At 67.1% G+C, this 16,892-nt stretch carries 15 protein-coding genes; 5 read left to right on the top strand and 10 right to left on the bottom strand.

Features of this window, described 5'->3' with window-relative positions; all coding sequences use genetic code 11:
• Window positions 1-32: 32 nt before the first annotated feature.
• From AB0N05_RS10965 to AB0N05_RS10980, 4 genes are all read left to right on the top strand, one after another.
• Window positions 33-1,088 (top strand): Lrp/AsnC family transcriptional regulator, encoded by a 1,056-nt coding sequence (locus AB0N05_RS10965; protein ID WP_364690742.1) that lies wholly within the window; start codon window positions 33-35, stop codon window positions 1,086-1,088.
• Window positions 1,089-1,127: 39 nt separating this feature from the next.
• The gene (locus AB0N05_RS10970; RefSeq protein WP_364690745.1) at window positions 1,128-1,526 is read left to right on the top strand and encodes a hypothetical protein; all 399 of its coding nucleotides are present in this window, start codon (window positions 1,128-1,130) and stop codon (window positions 1,524-1,526) included.
• A gap of 108 nt (window positions 1,527-1,634) precedes the next feature.
• Window positions 1,635-2,429 carry a DsbA family protein gene (locus AB0N05_RS10975; RefSeq protein ID WP_364690748.1) on the top strand — a complete coding sequence of 265 codons (795 nt, stop codon included), beginning with the start codon at window positions 1,635-1,637 and terminating at the stop codon, window positions 2,427-2,429.
• Entirely contained in the window at window positions 2,426-3,262 is an 837-nt protein-coding gene (locus AB0N05_RS10980; RefSeq protein ID WP_364690751.1) for a cytochrome c biogenesis CcdA family protein, read from the top strand. Before AB0N05_RS10975 ends, AB0N05_RS10980 begins: the two co-directional genes overlap by 4 nt.
• Here the strand turns inward: AB0N05_RS10980 and AB0N05_RS10985 are convergent.
• The 8 genes from AB0N05_RS10985 to tkt form a co-directional block, all read right to left on the bottom strand.
• Window positions 3,206-4,072 (bottom strand): hypothetical protein, encoded by an 867-nt coding sequence (locus AB0N05_RS10985; protein ID WP_364690754.1) that lies wholly within the window; start codon window positions 4,070-4,072, stop codon window positions 3,206-3,208. The two genes, AB0N05_RS10980 and AB0N05_RS10985, sit on opposite strands and share 57 nt — an antisense overlap.
• Before the next feature lie 75 nt (window positions 4,073-4,147).
• Window positions 4,148-4,942 carry a hypothetical protein gene (locus AB0N05_RS10990; RefSeq protein WP_364690756.1) on the bottom strand — a complete coding sequence of 265 codons (795 nt, stop codon included), beginning with the start codon at window positions 4,940-4,942 and terminating at the stop codon, window positions 4,148-4,150.
• A 219-nt stretch (window positions 4,943-5,161) separates the two neighbouring features.
• Complete coding sequence (locus tag AB0N05_RS10995; RefSeq protein WP_364690759.1) at window positions 5,162-5,977, bottom strand: methyltransferase domain-containing protein; 816 nt, start codon at window positions 5,975-5,977, stop codon at window positions 5,162-5,164.
• 162 nt (window positions 5,978-6,139) lie between these two features.
• Window positions 6,140-6,874: a 6-phosphogluconolactonase gene (gene pgl / locus AB0N05_RS11000; RefSeq protein ID WP_364690762.1), complete on the bottom strand. Its 735-nt coding sequence runs from the start codon at window positions 6,872-6,874 to the stop codon at window positions 6,140-6,142.
• A complete protein-coding gene (gene opcA / locus AB0N05_RS11005) occupies window positions 6,867-7,775 on the bottom strand; it encodes a glucose-6-phosphate dehydrogenase assembly protein OpcA (RefSeq protein WP_364692286.1) in 909 nt (302 codons plus the stop codon). Before opcA ends, pgl begins: the two co-directional genes overlap by 8 nt.
• On the bottom strand, window positions 7,772-9,304 hold the full coding sequence (gene zwf, locus AB0N05_RS11010; RefSeq protein WP_364690765.1) for a glucose-6-phosphate dehydrogenase: 1,533 nt from the start codon (window positions 9,302-9,304) through the stop codon (window positions 7,772-7,774). The genes opcA and zwf overlap by 4 nt, the downstream gene beginning before the upstream one ends.
• 32 nt (window positions 9,305-9,336) lie before the next feature.
• Window positions 9,337-10,470, bottom strand: a complete 1,134-nt coding sequence (gene tal / locus AB0N05_RS11015) for a transaldolase (protein WP_364690768.1) — start codon at window positions 10,468-10,470, stop codon at window positions 9,337-9,339.
• Between the two features lie 5 nt (window positions 10,471-10,475).
• On the bottom strand, window positions 10,476-12,617 hold the full coding sequence (gene tkt / locus AB0N05_RS11020) for a transketolase (protein ID WP_364690771.1): 2,142 nt from the start codon (window positions 12,615-12,617) through the stop codon (window positions 10,476-10,478).
• A gap of 492 nt (window positions 12,618-13,109) precedes the next feature.
• Between tkt and AB0N05_RS11025 the strand changes: the two genes are divergently transcribed.
• Window positions 13,110-14,099 carry a heme o synthase gene (locus tag AB0N05_RS11025; protein WP_364690774.1) on the top strand — a complete coding sequence of 330 codons (990 nt, stop codon included), beginning with the start codon at window positions 13,110-13,112 and terminating at the stop codon, window positions 14,097-14,099.
• 120 nt (window positions 14,100-14,219) lie between these two features.
• Here the strand turns inward: AB0N05_RS11025 and AB0N05_RS11030 are convergent, their stop codons facing one another.
• Together AB0N05_RS11030 and AB0N05_RS11035 are read right to left on the bottom strand one after the other, a co-directional pair.
• Entirely contained in the window at window positions 14,220-15,638 is a 1,419-nt protein-coding gene (locus AB0N05_RS11030) for a tetratricopeptide repeat protein (protein ID WP_364690777.1), read from the bottom strand.
• A 116-nt stretch (window positions 15,639-15,754) separates the two neighbouring features.
• Window positions 15,755-16,825: a YncE family protein gene (locus tag AB0N05_RS11035; protein WP_364690779.1), complete on the bottom strand. Its 1,071-nt coding sequence runs from the start codon at window positions 16,823-16,825 to the stop codon at window positions 15,755-15,757.
• Window positions 16,826-16,892 lie beyond the last annotated feature (67 nt).

A 16,892-nucleotide genomic window follows, 5' to 3' on the forward strand; every position in this document is an offset into this window, starting at 1 on the left:
ATCGCAGGATGCGGTCAAGAAGGCGGATTTGCATGCAGGATGACGTCAGGCTGCTGGGTGAGGAGGACCTGGCCCTCATTCACGCCCTGCAACTGCGTCCGCGCGCCTCCTGGACCGAACTCGGCGGTGTCCTCGGCGTCGACCCCGTCACCGTGGCCCGCCGCTGGCAACGACTGAGCGATCGCGGCGAAGCCTGGGTGTGCGTCTCACCCGGCCCGGCACTGTTCGACCACGTCTGCGCCGCCTACGTCGAGATCGACTGCGCCGCAGGAGAAACCGCCACGGTTGTGCGGGCGCTTGCCGAGCATCCGCACATGCTCACCCTGGAACGCTCCGGCGGCAGCAATCGCATACTCGCCACCGCCGCCACCGGCGACTTCGACCAGATGTCCCGCTACACACTCGATATCCTCCCGGCCGTCCCACACATCGCCGCCGTCCGCGCGAGCATCGTCACGCACTGGTTCGCCGAGGGCGGCAGCTGGCGCATCGACGCCCTCGCCCCGGATCAGCGTGACCGCCTGCGCGTCCCGGCCGTCACCGCCGCCGCGGACCGCGATCGCCGCCGCGTCACCGCCCTGGATCGGGCCATGATCGAGCAACTCGCCCGCGATGGCCGCGCCTCCTACAGTGCGGTCGCCGCCGAACTCGGCACCAGCAACTCCACCGTCAAACGCCGCGTCGACGAACTCACCCGTCTCGGCCTGCTGAGCTTCCGCTGCGATTTCGCCCGCCCGCTCGGCGGCTGGCCGGTCGCCGTCACCTACTGGGCGACGGTCCCCACCGCCGCCCTCCCCGAGATCGGATACGCCCTCATCCGGCAGCCGCAGACCCGTAATTGCGCCGCCGTGAGCGGCCCGCACAATCTGGTGATCCAAGCCGGGCTGCACTCGGTCGCCGAGGTCACCCGGTTCGAAAACCAGCTCGTCACACTGCATCCCGAGCTCACCATCGCCGAACGCACCATCACCCTCCGCCATGAGAAGCTGCTCGGCCGAATCCTCGACCGGCACGGCCGATCCCGGGCCGTCGTCCCGCCCGATGTCTGGCACAACGCGGTCCCGGTGAGTCGAGTCGGCAAAAGCTGAGTTACTGCCAAGCGGAATTGATCGGGTAAGGTGCCGGTCGTGACCGCCCTCCCCGACGTGCCGCCGCGACGGCTCCAGCGCCGGAGGGCCTTGGTCGCCGTGGTGCTCGCCCTGCTCGGGCTGGTGGTCGGGATGATCGCCGAGGGCGGTCCGGCGTCGGAGGCATCGGCGACCGGTCAGCCGATCGCCCACGCGGCCTTCGCCGACAAGAGCTCCGTCGGTCAGTCGCCGCGCTGCAATCGAAACGATGGCACCGATGCGGCCGGAGCCGTCGTCCCCGCCATCGCCCCGCGCGAGGGCGGCAATCTGCCCCTGGCCATGCGTGCCGCACAGCTCGAAGCGGACGCGGCGTACTGGACTGTGCCGAACGCGGAAGGGCAGGGTTCGCCGGATCGGCCGCTGTCGGCCCCGCATCTCACCACGGTCCTGCGGATTTAGACGACCCACCGGGACACCCCTCTCGATTTCCAGCACGGTGCCCGGTCTTGTCGTGCCCATCATCCGTAGAGCCATGCCCGCATCACCGGCGGGTGTTCAGGAGTACCCATGTCTCGCCGAGTCGATTCCGCTCGTCCCTCGAAGAAGTCCCGCACCTCGAAAAAGCCCGCCCCGCAGCCGAGTTCACGCCTTCGCAAGGTCCTCGGCGTCCTGGCCCTGGTGGCCGCGGGCGGCTTGCTGCTCACCGCCATCATCCAGATGAACAGCGGCAATGACATCAAATCCGCCACCGGCAAAGAGCCCGCCGCCACCGGCCAGGAGGCGACCTACCGCCAGCTGGCGAAACTGGCCCGCCGCAGCGCGACCGACCCGACGGGCCTCGGCAAGGTCGACGCACCCGTGGTCATGATCGAATACTCCGACTTCCAGTGCCCGTACTGCCGCAAGTTCGGCCTCACCATGGAACCGGACCTGATCGCCAAATACGTCGACACCGGCGTGCTGCGCATCGAATGGCGCAACTTCCCGATCTTCGGCGATGAATCCCAGACCGCCGCCCGGGCGAGCTGGGCGGCCGGGCAGCAGGGCAAGTTCTGGGAAATGCACAAGGCGCTGTTCGAGAACGGCCCTGAGAAGAAGAACACCGGCGTCTTCACACCCGAGCGCATGGCCGAGATCGCCCGGCTGGCGGGCGTCCCGGACCTGAACAAATTCCGCGCAGACCTGGACTCGGACGCCGCGAACAAGGCCCTGGCCGCCGATACCAATGAGGGCTACAACCTCGGAATCACCTCCACCCCGGCCTTTTTGATCAATGGCAGGCCCGTCCTCGGCGCGCAGCCTCTCGACCAGTTCGAGGCCATGATCGAAGCCGCGGAGCAGACCGCGGACCACACCGAATGACCGGCGGCATCAGCTATTTCGCCGCCTTCCTCGGCGGCCTGCTCGCCCTGCTGAGCCCATGCAGCGCACTGCTGCTGCCGAGCTTCTTCGCGTATTCGTTCAGTTCGCACGGAAAGCTGCTGGGACGCACCGGGATCTTCTATCTCGGGCTCGCCACCACATTGGTTCCGCTGGGTGCGGCCGGGTCGTTCGCGGGCCGACTGTTCATCGGCCACCGCGACCTACTGATCGCCATCGGTGGCTGGACCATCATCGTGCTCGGCGTCTTGCAGATCGTGGGCCGCGGTTTCGCGGTCGGCTTCGCACAACGCGCCGCGACCCGGACCGGTCGCCCGGAACAGGCCGGTGCCGTCTACGCGCTGGGCTTGGTCTACGGCCTCGCCGGATTCTGCGCCGGGCCGATCCTCGGCTCGATCCTGACCGTGGCGGCCGTGGGCGGTTCGCCCGTGCAGGGTGGCCTGCTGCTCGCCGTGTACGCGCTGGGCATGTCGGTGCCGCTGTTCGTCCTCGCCTTGCTGTGGGACAGATTCGATCTCGGCAAGAAGCGCTGGCTGCGCGGCCGGTCGATCAGTGTCGGCCGCTTCGAATTGCACACCACCTCACTGATTTCCGGCCTTTTCTTCATCCTGCTGGGCGCACTCTTCCTGATCTATGACGGCGCGTCCGCCCTGCCCGGATTCATCGGCACCGATACCGAATTCGAGCTGGAGAACAAGGTGAAGGCACTCGGCGACGCCGTCTCCAACACCACGGTGCTGCTCCTGGGCGGTGTGGGTCTACTCGCCGGGGCGGCGTGGTGGCTGTTCCGCGGTGAGCGGGATCGCACGCGCTGACGAGGTGAGCCGGGCTACAGCTCGGCTCACCACGGTGGGCCGCAGCTGCGCATGTGTCAGCCGCACATCCGCATAGCGGAACAGGCCATCCTCGAGCAGGGTGTTGAGCCGGGGCTCGGCGAGCAGCTCCGCCGAAACTCGGTACAGCCGAGTCACTTTCGGCAGCAGAAGACCGTAATCGATCAGGCGTGCCAGTCGGCCCTCGGTCGCGAGGATCTCCGCCAGCGGCACCCGGCTCAGCGGATAGACCATGGGAAACGCATTGTGCAGGTCGAGGAAGACCCGCACGGATCGGCCGCGCGGGTCGGCAACTCGCGGACCCAGCGGGGCGAATCGGCCGACCGCGATCCTCGGCTGTTCGGCCAGCAGATGCGTGAACAGAACCCGGGACAGCGTGACATTCATGAGGAAGCGCTCGGACTCCTCCTCGGCGGCGGCCAGATGTTCGCTGTCGAGGTAACCGGAGACGACGCTGCGATTGTGGGCGCGATACCAGGTGCGCGGTGAGGGGGCTGCCAGGAAGTCCCGCCAGAACACCGCCCCGGTGGACGGTGTCTCGTTCTCGGCCGCCTCGGTTCCGGCCTCCAGCTTGTCCATCAACAGCCGATCATTGACCGCCTGCCACCACGGGCTGCCGGACACCGGATGCATGACGCCCCGGTCGATTTCCCACCGCAGAAAGGTCGCCTCGGCCCGCCCGAACTCCCGCAGATGCGGCGGATAGAACTTCAGCGCCAGCGCCACCCGCGCGTCCGGATCCTCCCGCACGGTCTCCACCTGCTGCCGCGCCCATTCCCGTACCGAACCCACAGCCGATGACTCTACGACAGTCGTAGCGGTCAGGTGATTCGTGGAAAATCGGTGGGCGCGGCCCGGATTCGGCCGTCAGTAGTTGGCGTTCAAGTAGTCGGCGGCGTGGGTCGTCCACAGCACGCCGGTGCCCGGCATCTCGTGACCCGAGTAGCGGACGTGCTCGCCGTCCGGCCAGGGTGTGAGGTAGCCGAGCAGACCGCGCACCGCGGCCGCGTACCGGTCGATATTCGCGACCGGGTCCGCGAGCAGGAACTCCAGGAGCTCATGGAACAGCAGCGGCGTGAGATCTCCGATGCGCGCACCCTCCACCAGGGAAAACGGTGAAATCCCGGCGTCGATGAGGCGCAGCGGCGAATTCCCGGGGGAGGAGGTGATGATGTCGTTCGGATTCGCGTACTCGCGCACATCCACTCCGGCAGGCCACAGCCCGCGCTCACGATGCAGCCCGTAAGTGTCGCTCGGGCACAGGTTCCCGACCGACTGTCCGCGCCGCCGCATGGGATTGGCGATATTGACGATGAAGGCGATTTCGAGTGGCGACCCGTCGAGATTGGTGTACCGCCCGGCCCGGACTCCCTCGAGAATCGTGCTCGCCACGATCCCGCCCAGCGAATAGCTCAGCAGCGCACACACATTCGGCGAATCCTGGATGGCCTGCACTCCCGCTGCGATGCCCCGCCGCACCGAGGTGTCCAGCGACGGTCCCCAGAGATCCGGAGTCGGCCCAATGGACGCGGGCCAATCCGGTTCCCACAGATTGAATTTATCGGTGTCGAGAAGCTTGGCAACATCACGGAGCATCCCCGCCGGTGTTCCATCGCTATTGCGCTGCTCCCCGGTCCCGCGCAAGGTGACGATATCGATCATGGCTTTCCCCTCGCCGCCGAGCCTTTCGGCGCTCGAAAGGCCAGGTTAGAGCCGTGCGCACCGCGATTCGCGAGTAGTGCACTACCCGATCGGGGAAGTAGCCGTCGGTCGCAATCACGGCGACTAAGGCCGAAAGTCCTTCGCCACCAGCGCCGTCTACGGCCAGGACGGCCGCCTGCTGGGCCGCTCCGAGCAAATCTGGATCCGCATCAACTGAGGTCAGTTCGCGGGATTGTGCGCCACGACGGCGAACATGGTCACCGAGAAGTGGTAGTCGCCGGTCGCGATGCCATGCTCGAGCTCGCCGACAATCTGGTCACGCTGGGCCTCGGTGATCACCCCCTCCTCCACGTTTCCTTCGAGGAAGATCGTGAACATCGGCATGATCGCCTCGGGGCTCCAGATGACGGCTTCGGATCCGATGTCGTCGATAATGAACCCGGCCTCGGTCAGCAATCCGCGCAATCGTCTGCCGGAGTTGCGATTCGGGCTCGCCGATTCCATCTGCCGCTGGAGGATGGCGACAATGTCCGGGTCGCCGGGATGAGTGATCGAGGTCGACCAGTCGCTGTCGATCAACACCACGCGCCCGCCCGGCTTCAGCACCCGGGCGAGTTCGGTGGTCGCCTTCTCCGGATCATCCAGGTGCTGGTAGACCCGTTCGCATCGGGCCACGTCGATCACGGCATCGCCCAGCGGCAGCGCATACGAGGTGCCTTCGACGAACTCCGCCGACGTCCCCGCGGCCCGCTCCCGCGCGATCGCGAGCATCGTGGGATTGGGGTCCACACCCATGGCCCGCCCGGTCACGCCGACCAGCTCCGCGAAGGCAACCACCTCGGACCCGGTCCCCGACCCGATGTCCAGCGCGCTCTCACCCGGTTGTACCGCCAGCGCATCCAGGGCCCATCGGCGCATCCGCACCACGCCCGGTAAGGCGGCCTGCATATCCAGGACCTGGGTGATGAACCCGTGATCGGCCGTATGCACCTGATCGACGTGGAAGGTCGGAACACCCTGCTGCTGCTCACTCACGCGGCCTCCTAGGCCTGCCGAAGAAGAAGGCTATCCCTCATCCTTTGTACTCCGAGTGGATGTCTGGCCGACCCCACAGACGCTTCTGGGTCCTTGCTCGTCCGATTGGATGAGCAAGGACCCAGAAGGTGTGCGAAGTCAGGGCGTGCCCTACGACCCGACTCAGCGGGGGAGATCGGTGGCGGCTGTTTCGTCGAGCAGCCAGGTGGTGGACTCGGTGCCGATGGCACCGGCCGCCGGGATATCCAGGGGGGATGCGCCATTGAGGGCCGCGGCCACCGCGGCCGCCTTGGCCTCGCCCGAGACGATGAGCATGACGTGGCGCGAGCGGCGGATGGCCGGGAGCGTCAGGGTGATGCGGACGGCCGGGGGCTTGGGCGAATGTGTTTCCGCCACAACGAGTTCGTGTTCCTCACGGGTGGCGTCCGTGTGCGGGAACAGGGAGTTGATGTGGCCTTCGCCGCCCATGCCGAGCAGGTGCAGGTCGAAGGAGCCGTGTTCGGCCAGGTAGGCGTGGACGGCGGCGGAGTACTCGCCTGCGGCCTCGAGCGGGTCCGGGTAGTCGCCACTCGACGTCTCGGTCGGGTGTACCCGGGCGGGGTCGACCGGGACGTGGTCGAGCAGGGCCTGACGGGCCTGGAGCTCATTGCGCTCCGGGTCGCCGGTGGGGACGAAACGCTCATCGCCCCAGAAGATGTCGAGGTTGGACCAGTCGATATCGCCGGGGGCCTTGCGGACCAGTTCGAGCAGGGCGATGCCGGTGCCGCCGCCGGTCAGGACCACCGAGGCGGAGCCGCGCAGGCGCTGCGCCTCGACCACCTGGGCGACGAAGCGGGCGGCCGCGGCGGCGACGAGATCGTCTGTGGTGGCGAAGGTTTCGACGGAGGGCTTACTCATAGGTCACCCTTTCGATTCCGGTGAGGGCCTCGGCGTAGATATCGTCGGCATCGAGGTGGCGCAGTTCCTCGGCCAGGCAGTCGCGAGTCTCGCGGCGGGCCAGGGCGAATCGCTGATCGGGCTCACCGGTGCGGGTCAGCGTGGCGGTCCGGCCGTGCTGCGGGCGGGCGATCGAGATTGACACCGAGGAGCGGTGCATCTCCACCTTGAGCTCACCGGTGCGGCGCACCACGGGGCAGTCGAGGCGGGCGGCCAGCCATCCCGCCAGCATGTCCAGTGCGGGTTCGTCGCGCAGACCCGAAACCGTCACGGAGTCAACGGCTTCGAACGGGGCCTCATCGAGCGCGGCGGCGAGCAGGGCACGCCAGTACGTGATGCGGCTCCACGCCAGATCGGTGTCACCGGTGGCGTAGGAGTTACGGCGCTTCTTGATGGTCGCCTGCGGGTCCGAGGCGAAGGTCGCATCGGTGATGCGGCGAGTCGCCAAGCGCCCCACCGAATCCTTGGACGGGAAGTCCGGGGCCCCACGCGGCCACCAGGCCACCACGGGGGTGTCCGGCAGCAGGAAGGGAATCACCACACTGCTCTCGTGCGCCACCAGATCGCCTTGCAGCCGAAGCACTATCACCTCGGCCGCCCCGGCATCGCCGCCGACGCGGATCTGCGCATCCAGGCGCGTCGGGACGGTCCGGTCGCCGCGAGCCAGCACTATCACACGGCAGGGGTGTTCCCGGCTGGCGTCATTGGCGGCGTCGATGGCGTCCTCGGCCTCGGAGCTGTCCAGGGTGCACACCACCAGGGTGAGCACCCGCCCCATGGTGACCACGCCATTGCTTTCCCGAAGCTGCACAAGGCGTTTCGATACCTCGCGGGTATCGGTATCGGGCATGTCGATGATCACGGTCGCCGCCATTCCCGCCCGCTGCGCGCGAGCATCTCGTCGGCGGATTCCGGACCCCACATACCGGCCTCATACGGGTCGGGTTTACCGGTCGCCGCCCAGTGTTCGAGCGCGGGATCGAGGATGCGCCAGGACAATTCGACCTCCTCGTTGACCGGGAACAGGGACGGGACGCCGAGCAGCACATCGAGGATGAGCCGTTCGTACGCCTCGGGGGAGTCCTCGGTGAAGGCCTCGCCGTAGCTGAAATCCATATTCACATCACGCACTTCCATGCTGGACCCGGGCACCTTGGACCCGAATCGCATGGTGATGCCCTCATCCGGCTGTACGCGGACAACCAGCGCGTTCTGACCGAGCTCCTCGGTCATGGTCTGGTCGAACGGCAGATGCGGGGCGCGCTTGAACACGACCGCGATCTCGGTGACGCGGCGGCCCAGGCGTTTTCCGGTGCGCAGATAGAACGGCACACCCGCCCAGCGCCGCGTCTCCACGGCCAGGGTGATGGCGGCATAGGTCTCGGTGCGCGAATTCGGGTCGAAGCCCTCCTCCTGCGCCAGCCCGACGACCGGTTCGCTGCCCTGCCACCCGGCGGTGTACTGGCCGCGCGCGGTGGTCTCATCCAGGGGTGCAACAAGTTTGGTCGCCGAGAGCACCTTGATCTTCTCGATCTGGAGCTGCTTGGGCTGGAAGCTGACCGGTTCTTCCATCGCCGTCAGCGCCAGCAGCTGCAGCAGATGGTTCTGGATGACGTCGCGGGCCGCGCCGATGCCGTCGTAATAGCCTGCGCGACCACCCAATCCGATGTCCTCGGCCATGGTGATCTGCACGTGGTCGACGTAGTTGGCATTCCAGATCGGATCCCACAGCTGGTTCGCGAAGCGCAGCGCCAGAATGTTCTGCACCGTCTCCTTGCCCAAATAGTGGTCGATGCGGAATACCGACTGCTCCGGGAACACGCCATTCACCAGGGCATTGAGTTCCTGGGCGCTCTGGAGATCGTGTCCGAACGGCTTCTCGATGACCACGCGCCGCCACGGCTTGGGCTGCCCGGCCGAGGAATTCGGCTGTGCCAGACCGTTCTTGGAGAGCTGATCCAGCACCACCGGGAACTCGGTCGGCGGAATCGCCAGGTAGAAGGCGTGATTGCCGCCGGTGCCGCGGTCGCGGTCCAGATCCTTGAGGGTGGTGGCGAGCCGGTGGAAGCCGTCATCGTCCTCGAAAGTGCCTTGAACGAAACGCAATCCGTCCTTGAGCTGCTGCCACACCTCCTCACGGAACGGCGTGCGCGCCGAGGAGGTCACCGAATCGTGCACGATCTCGGCGAACTGCTCGTCGGTCATCCCGCGCCGCGCGAAACCGATCAGGGCGAACCCGGGGGGCAGCAACCCCCGGTTCGCCAGATCGTAGATGGCCGGCAGCAGTTTGCGCCGCGACAGGTCACCGGTTACTCCGAATATCACCATGCTGCACGGTCCAGCGATACGAGGAACCCGGCTGTCCCGCCCATCGCGGAGCGGGTTCCTCATCGTGACCGTCGTCGCCGCGCCGGTTGCCACCGTCAGTTCCCTCCCGCGCCCTCGAGCGTCTGGGCGGTGGCCTCGAGCAGTTCCTGCCAGGAGGTCACGAACTTGTCGACGCCCTCGGTCTCGAGCACCTGGAACACGTCGGCCAGATCGATGCCGACCGCGGTGAGCTGGTCGAAGATCTCCTGCGCCGCCGCGGCGGTGCCCGACATGGTGTCGCCGGTGATCTCGGCGTGATCGGCGGCGGCCTCGAGGGTCTTCTCCGGCAGCGTGTTCACCGTATTCGGGGCGACCAGCTCGGTGACGTACATGGTGTCCGGGTAGTCCGGGTTCTTCACACCGGTCGAGGCCCACAGCGGACGCTGCAGGTTCGCGCCACCGGATGCCTTGAGCCCCGCGAACACCGAAGTGTGCGCACCGCCGTCGAATACGTCCTGGTAGGCCGCGTAGGCCAAGCGCGCGTTGGCGATTCCGGCCTTGCCGCGCAGTGCCAGCGCCGCATCGGTGCCGATGGCCTCTAGGCGCTTGTCGATCTCGCTGTCCACGCGGGACACGAAGAACGAAGCGACGGAATGGATCTTGGCCAGATCGTGCCCGGCGACCTGCGCATTGCGCAGCCCGTCCAGGTAGGCGCCCATGACCGCGATGTGCCGCTGCACCGAGAAGATCAGCGTCACGTTCACGCTGATGCCCTCGGCGATGGTCCGGGTGATGGCCGGGAGACCGGCCTCGGTGGCCGGAATCTTGATCAGCAGGTTGGGCCGGTCCACGATCTTCCACAGCTCGATCGCCTGCGCGACCGTGCCGTCGGTGTCGAAGGCCAGGCGCGGGTCGACCTCGATGGAGACGCGGCCGTCGACGCCCTTGGAGGCGGCGAACACGTCGGCGAACAGGTCGCAGGCCGCGCGCACGTCATCGGTGGTGATGGTGCGGATCGCGGAATCCACGTCGGCGCCGCGGGCCGCGAGCTCGCGGACCTGCTCGTCGTATTCGTGGCCCTTGGCCAGTGCGCCTTGGAAAATGGTCGGGTTGGTGGTGACACCGACGACGCTGCGGGTGTCGATCAGGTCCTGCAAGTTGCCGGACTTGATGCGACCGCGCGACAGATCGTCGAGCCACACCGAGACCCCGGCGGCGCTGAGCGCCGCCAGGTTGGTGTTCTGGGTCATGATGCTTATCCCTTCACCTTGTCGAGCGAGCGGGTGGCCGCCTCGACGACGGCCTCAGCGGTGATGCCGAATTCGCGGAACAGCGTCTTGAAGTCGGCCGAGGCACCGAAATGCTCGATCGAGACGATCTCACCGGCATCGCCGACGAACCGGTACCACGGCATCGCGATCCCGGCCTCCACCACGACCCGCGCCTTGACCGACGGCGGCAGCACCTGATCGCGGTAGGACTGATCCTGTGCGTCGAACCACTCCACGCACGGCATGGACACCACGCGGGCGCCGATGCCCTGTTCCTCGAGCGTAGCGCGCGCATTGACCGCGAGCTGAAGCTCCGAACCGGTGGCGATCAGGATCACCTGCGGTGTGGCGGTGGAGGATTCGGCCAGGACGTAACCGCCCTTGGCGACGCCCTCGTAGCTGGAGCCCTCTTGGATCGGCAGATCCTGGCGGGTCAGGGCCAGCGCGGACGGGCCGTCCTGATGCGGGGCCTCGGACACCAGGAAGTGCGAATGCCGTTCGGCGGAATCGCGTTCCAGGATGGCGCGCCAGGCGTAGGAGGTCTCATTGGCGTCACCCGGGCGGATGACATTGAGGCCCGGGATGGCGCGGAGCGCGGCGAGGTGCTCGATCGGCTGGTGGGTCGGGCCGTCCTCGCCGAGGCCGATGGAGTCGTGGGTCCACACGTAGGTGACCGGGGTGCGCATGAGCGCGCCCAGACGCACCGACGGGCGCATGTAATCGGAGAACACCAGGAAGGTGCCGCCGTACGGACGCGTCGGGCCGTGCAGCGCAATGCCGTTCAGGATCGCGCCCATGGCGTGCTCACGCACACCGAAGTGCAGGGTGCGGCCGAACGGGTTGGCCTTCCACGCACCGGTCGAGATGGATTCCGGGCCGAAGCTCAGCGCGCCCGGGATGGTGGTGTTGTTGGACTCCGCGAGGTCGGCCGAGCCGCCCCACAGTTCCGGCAGCACCGGGCCCAGGGCGGCGAGCACCGCGCCCGACGCCTTGCGGGTGGCCATGCCCTTGGGGTCGGCGGCCCAGGTCGGCAGGGCCTCGGCCCAGCCCTCGGGCAGGCGACGCTCCTGCATGCGATCGAAGAGCGCCTTGTTCTCCGGGTGGGCGGCGGTCCAGGCGGCGAACTGCTCGTCCCACGCCTTGTGCGCCTCCGCGCCACGGGCCAGCGCCTGACGGGTGTGCTTGATGACGTCGTCGGCGACGTCGAAGCTCTTCTCGGGATCGAAGCCGAGGATCTTCTTGACCCCGGCGACCTCGTCCTTGCCCAGCGCGGAACCGTGCGCAGCGCCGGTGTTCATCTTGGACGGGGCCGGGTACGCGATGATGGTGCGCAGCACGATGATCGACGGCTTGTCGGTCACCGCCTTGGCGGCCTCGATCGCGGCCTCGATAGCGACGACGTCCTCGCCGCCCTCGACCGTCTGCACATGCCAGCCGTAGGCGCGGTAGCGCGCGGCGGTGTCCTCGGTGAGGGCGATGCGGGTGTCGTCCTCGATGGAGATGCGGTTGTCGTCGTAGAAGACGACCAGGTTGCCCAGCTGCTGGGTGCCCGCGAGCGAGGACGCCTCGGAGGTCACGCCCTCCTCGATGTCACCGTCGGAGGCGATCACGTAGATGAAGTGGTCGAACGGGCTCTGACCCGGAGCCGCTTCCGGATCCCACAGGCCACGCTCGCGTCGCGACGCCATCGCCATGCCGACCGCCGAGGCCAGGCCCTGACCCAGCGGGCCGGTGGTGATCTCGACGCCGGCGGTGTGCCGGTACTCCGGGTGACCCGGGGTGAGCGAACCCCACTTGCGCAGGTTCTCCAGATCGCCCAGCTCCAGGCCGAAACCGGCCAGGTACAGCTGGATGTACAGGGTCAGGCTCGAGTGACCGCAGGACAGGACGAACCGGTCGCGGCCCACCCATTCCGGATCGGCCGGGTCGTGCCGCATGGCGCGCTGAAACAGCGTGTACGCCAAGGGCGACAGGCTCATCGCGGTACCAGGATGTCCGTTTCCGGCGTTCTGCACCGCATCCGCGGCGAGCACCCGACCGGTGTTCACGGCTCTGGTGTCCAGATCCGACCAATCGGCTGGGTAGTTCGGCTGAGTGAGGGCGCGGATGTCGTCTGTGACTGACACGACCGAGGTTCTCCTGACCTTCTCGTCAACGGCTTGGGTTGTCGGCGGCTTGGCTGGCGGGGTGTGACGCGAGGTGCCCCCAAAGGTCTTGCAGAAGACACCGAAGGTCTTGCAAGAGAACCGCAGGCGCACCGGTCTACCCACCACCCTAAAGGTGGGCGATTCGGCGGGATGCGGGAACCCGTCTTCACCGGGGCTCGTGTCGGATGTCGTACGGGCGCGCGACCTGTTCGTGATGCCTGCGCGGGCGAGTCGCGAACCGGTCTCACCGCGCCCGGGGATCGATGCCGCCGCACATCGCGGGCGAGTGTTGCCGCACACAATCGCCGGGTCTTCCTGCGCGCCATGGGTGGACCTGGGCGGGAGCACGGTGTCCGTGGGTCTACCATGCTCTGTAGTAGTGGCTGCGCCGCCGGTCTGTGCGAAGGGCACGGCAGAGCGCGCTGCAAGTCCAGACCAGGATCAGAAATGCACGGCGTGCGAGGAGAAACAGTGCGGATTGGGCAACAGCCGGGTGGCGCTCACGGCTCCTCCGGGACGGTGCTGGCCGACCGCATCACGGGCAGTGGACCGCTATCCACCGGAGTCAGGCGGGTGCTCGCCTACATCGCGCTCACCAAGCCGCGCGTGATCGAGCTCTTGCTCGTCGCCACCATTCCGACCATGCTGCTGGCCGACCGCGGCCACGCCGACCTCGGCCTCATTCTCGCCACGCTGTTCGGCGGTTGGATGGGTGCGGCGAGCGCGAACACGCTCAACTGTGTCGCCGACGCCGATATCGACAAGGTCATGAAGCGGACCTCCAAGCGTCCGCTCGCGCGCGAGGCCGTGCCCACCCGCAATGCCGCCATCTTCGGCATCGCCCTCGGCCTGGCCTCCTTCGCCTGGCTGTGGTGGCAGGCCAACCTGCTCAGCGGCGTACTGGTCGTGGCGACCATCCTCTTCTACGTCTTCGTCTACACCCTCGGCCTCAAGCGCCGCACCTCCCAGAACGTGGTCTGGGGCGGCGCCGCCGGCTGCATGCCCGCACTGGTCGGCTGGTCCGCCGTCACCGGCAATATCGCCTGGCCCGCCGTCGTCCTGTTCCTGGTCATCTTCTTCTGGACCCCGCCCCACACATGGGCCCTCGCCATGCGCTACAAGGAGGACTACAAGGCCGCGGGCGTCCCCATGCTCCCGGTAGTAGCCACCGAGCAGGTAGTAACCAAACAAATCGTCATCTACACCTGGCTCACAGTCCTCGCCACCTTCGCCCTGGCCCCCGCAGCCGGTGTCATCTACGCCGCCACAGTTCTCGTGGCAGGCGCCTGGTTCCTCCTCATGGCCCACCAGCTCTACTCCGGCGTCCGCCGAGGCGAATCCGTCAAGCCCCTCCGCCTCTTCCTCCAGTCCAACAACTACCTCGCCGTAGTCTTCTGTGGCCTCGCCGTCGACTCGGTCCTCGGCTGGAACACCTTGGGCAGCACCCTCTTCGGCTGGTAATCTCACCCCGATCCCCCCGAAACCGCCGCCGAGCCGAATGGCCCAGCGGCGGTTTCGCATTCAGCGGGTGAGGTGCAGGCAGAGGGCGGGGCCGAGCTGGCCGCTGTTCATGGTGGAGGACTAGCCCGGCTCGTGGCCGAGCGCTACGGCGCGTGCGTGCCATTCGGCGGCGTCGTCTCGGCCTTGTTCGCCGAGCAGTGTCGCGAGTTTGCAGATGGCGAACTCGTTTCCGGCCTCCGCGCCGTTGCGCCACCAGGTTTCCGCCTCGGCGAGGTCGCCGTGGTCGGCGCGGAGTTGGGCGTAGGCGTTCATCGATGGCGGGTGCCCGTTCATCGCGGCTTCGAGCTGCCATTGTTCGGCTTCTGCGCAGTCGCCTCGCTTGGTCAACAGCTCGCCCAAGCCGTACATGGCGGTGAGATGGCCGCCTTCGGCGGCACGGCGGTACAACTGTTCGGCTTCCTCGGTGTCACCCCGATCGTCGCAGATCGCTGCCAAGTTGGTCATGCCGAAGAGGCTGCCCGCCGCCGCTGCCGCCCGGTAGAGGGACTCGGCTTCGGCATTGTCGCCGCGCTTGCGGTGCAGCGCACCGAGACTGTTCAGGGCTTCGATGTTCCCGGCCTCGATTGCCTTGCGGTACAACTGTTCGGCTTCCTCGGTGTCACCCCGATCGTCGCAGATCGCTGCCAAGTTGGCCATGCCGAAGAGGCTGCCCTCCGCCGCTGCCGCCCGGTAGAGGGACTCGGCTTCGGCATTGTCGCCGCGCTTGCGGTGCAGCACACCGAGACTGTTCAGCGCTTCGATGTTCCCAGCCTCGATTGCCCTGCGGTACCACGATTCCGCCTCGTCGTCGGGCCGGTTCACCGCCAGATTGGACATTGCCGTGGCGTCGCCGCCCGCTGCGGCGCGCAACCACCACTCGCGGGCCTCCTCGCTCTCACCCCGTTCATGGAGCAGGGTTCCCAAATTGAGTGCCGCCGGGACAGAGCCTTGTTCGGCGGCCTTGCGATACCAAGGCTCGGCTTCCTGAAGTTCGCCGCGCCCACTGAGCATCAGGCCCAGGTTGTAGACAGAGGCGGTGTCGCCGGTTTCGGCGGCTCGCCGCTTCCAGAGGAGTGTCTCCTCGGCATCGCCGTCGCGGGCGCTGAGCGCGTTGGCGACGCCGACAGCGGCATTCGCGAGCCCGGACTCCGCGGCCTGCCGGAACCATGGCTCGGACTCTTCGAGGTCGCCGCGATCCTGAAGCAGTACAGCAAGATTGAGCGCACCCTCCGGCTGGCCCGCCTCCGCCGCCTTCCGGTACCACTCCTCGCTTCCGCCCGCGTCACCGCGTTTCGCGAGCAGCAAAGCTAGGTTGAACATTCCGGGCGGATAGCCACCTTCAGCGGATTGCCGATACCACTCCTCGGCCTTGCCGGTCTTGCCCCGCCGCAGATAGAGGTCCCCGAGCGTGCCCATGGCCTTGGGATCGCGCTTGTCCATAGCGGCCCAGGCGATCTCGAAGCCGCGCTTCTGAGAGGCCAACCACACGTTGGGTTTCATAACTCTCCCATCCCGACCAGGGAGCTAGACGCTACTGAGTCGCCCTCCGGTCCTCAAGGCCCCAATATTGGTGGGCCGCATGCACGTGCGCTGAACGGCCTGCGCGAGGGTCTCCGCTATATGGGTGTGAGGATTTCGATGGTCCGGGAGGACTCGCCGTTCTCTACATAAACCTCGTGGGTTGTGGTGTCCACGGCAATTCCCCCGGTCCAGCTGCCGCCGCTGGGCTCCTTCACAGTGAGGCGTGAGGCCGTGACCTTGCGGGTTCTCGTGTCGATCATCGTGATGCTGCCGAACCCACCGGAGGTGAGGAACACCGTGTGTGTGGCGGGATCGACCGCCGCCGCGTACGAAGCTTCCCGTCCCAGCGAAATGCTGCCCACTGTGTAGGTCGTGGTGTCGATGAACGTCACAGCCGATTTCCCGAACAGGTCGGTGATGTAGGCCGTGTGTGTCTCGGGGTCGATGGCCAGGCCGCTCGGATCTCCGATCAGCGGGACCATGGCGTTCAATGCGAAGCTTGCCGGGTCGAACTCCGACACGTTGCGCTCGGTGGCAACCCACAGGTGATGGTTGCCGGGGTCGACCGCCAGCGCTGCGGGCTTGCCATGGACGGGGATCGTGGCCACGACCGTGTTGCTGCGGGTGTCGATCGCAGTGATGGTCTGGAGGTAGTCGGCGGCCACGTAGACGGTGTGATGCTCGGAATCGACTGCGACGGCACTGTGGTGGAAGGCGTCGGCGGTGCGGATTCGTGCGGTCACCGTATTGGTCATCGGGTCGATGACCGACAGATCCCCGCTCGGGCCCGCGTCGATGAGGTACACCAGGTGCGTGGCCGGGTCGACGGCGATCGACTGGGGACCGTGCACGAATACGCCGTCGACAGGGATGGAGGCCGTGACCGTCTGGGTGCGGGTATCGAGGACGGTCACGGTGACGGGGTAGGGAGGAAGGCTGGGGTCCTCCGTGGCGACATAGGCCTTGTGCAGGCCGGAATCGATTGCGACGCTTCGCGGTCCGTAGCCGACCTGCACGCCTCCGCGGCTGCGATAAGGGCCGACACCGAGATCGTCGAACATCCGGTTGGTCGCCGGGTCGGTGGTGGTGGGGAGGGTTGTCGGTGAGGCCGTCGTAACCTCCGTCGGTGACGCACAGCCACCGACCGCGACCGCCATGACCGACACAAGGCCGATCCCCCCGAAAAGCCTTGCCTTGAAGCACATTCGCTGCGGTCTTTCGTAATTCACGATG

Origin of the sequence: Nocardia sp. NPDC051030 (assembly GCF_040683015.1) — a bacterium.
Classification (GTDB): Bacteria; Actinomycetota; Actinomycetes; order Mycobacteriales; family Mycobacteriaceae; genus Nocardia.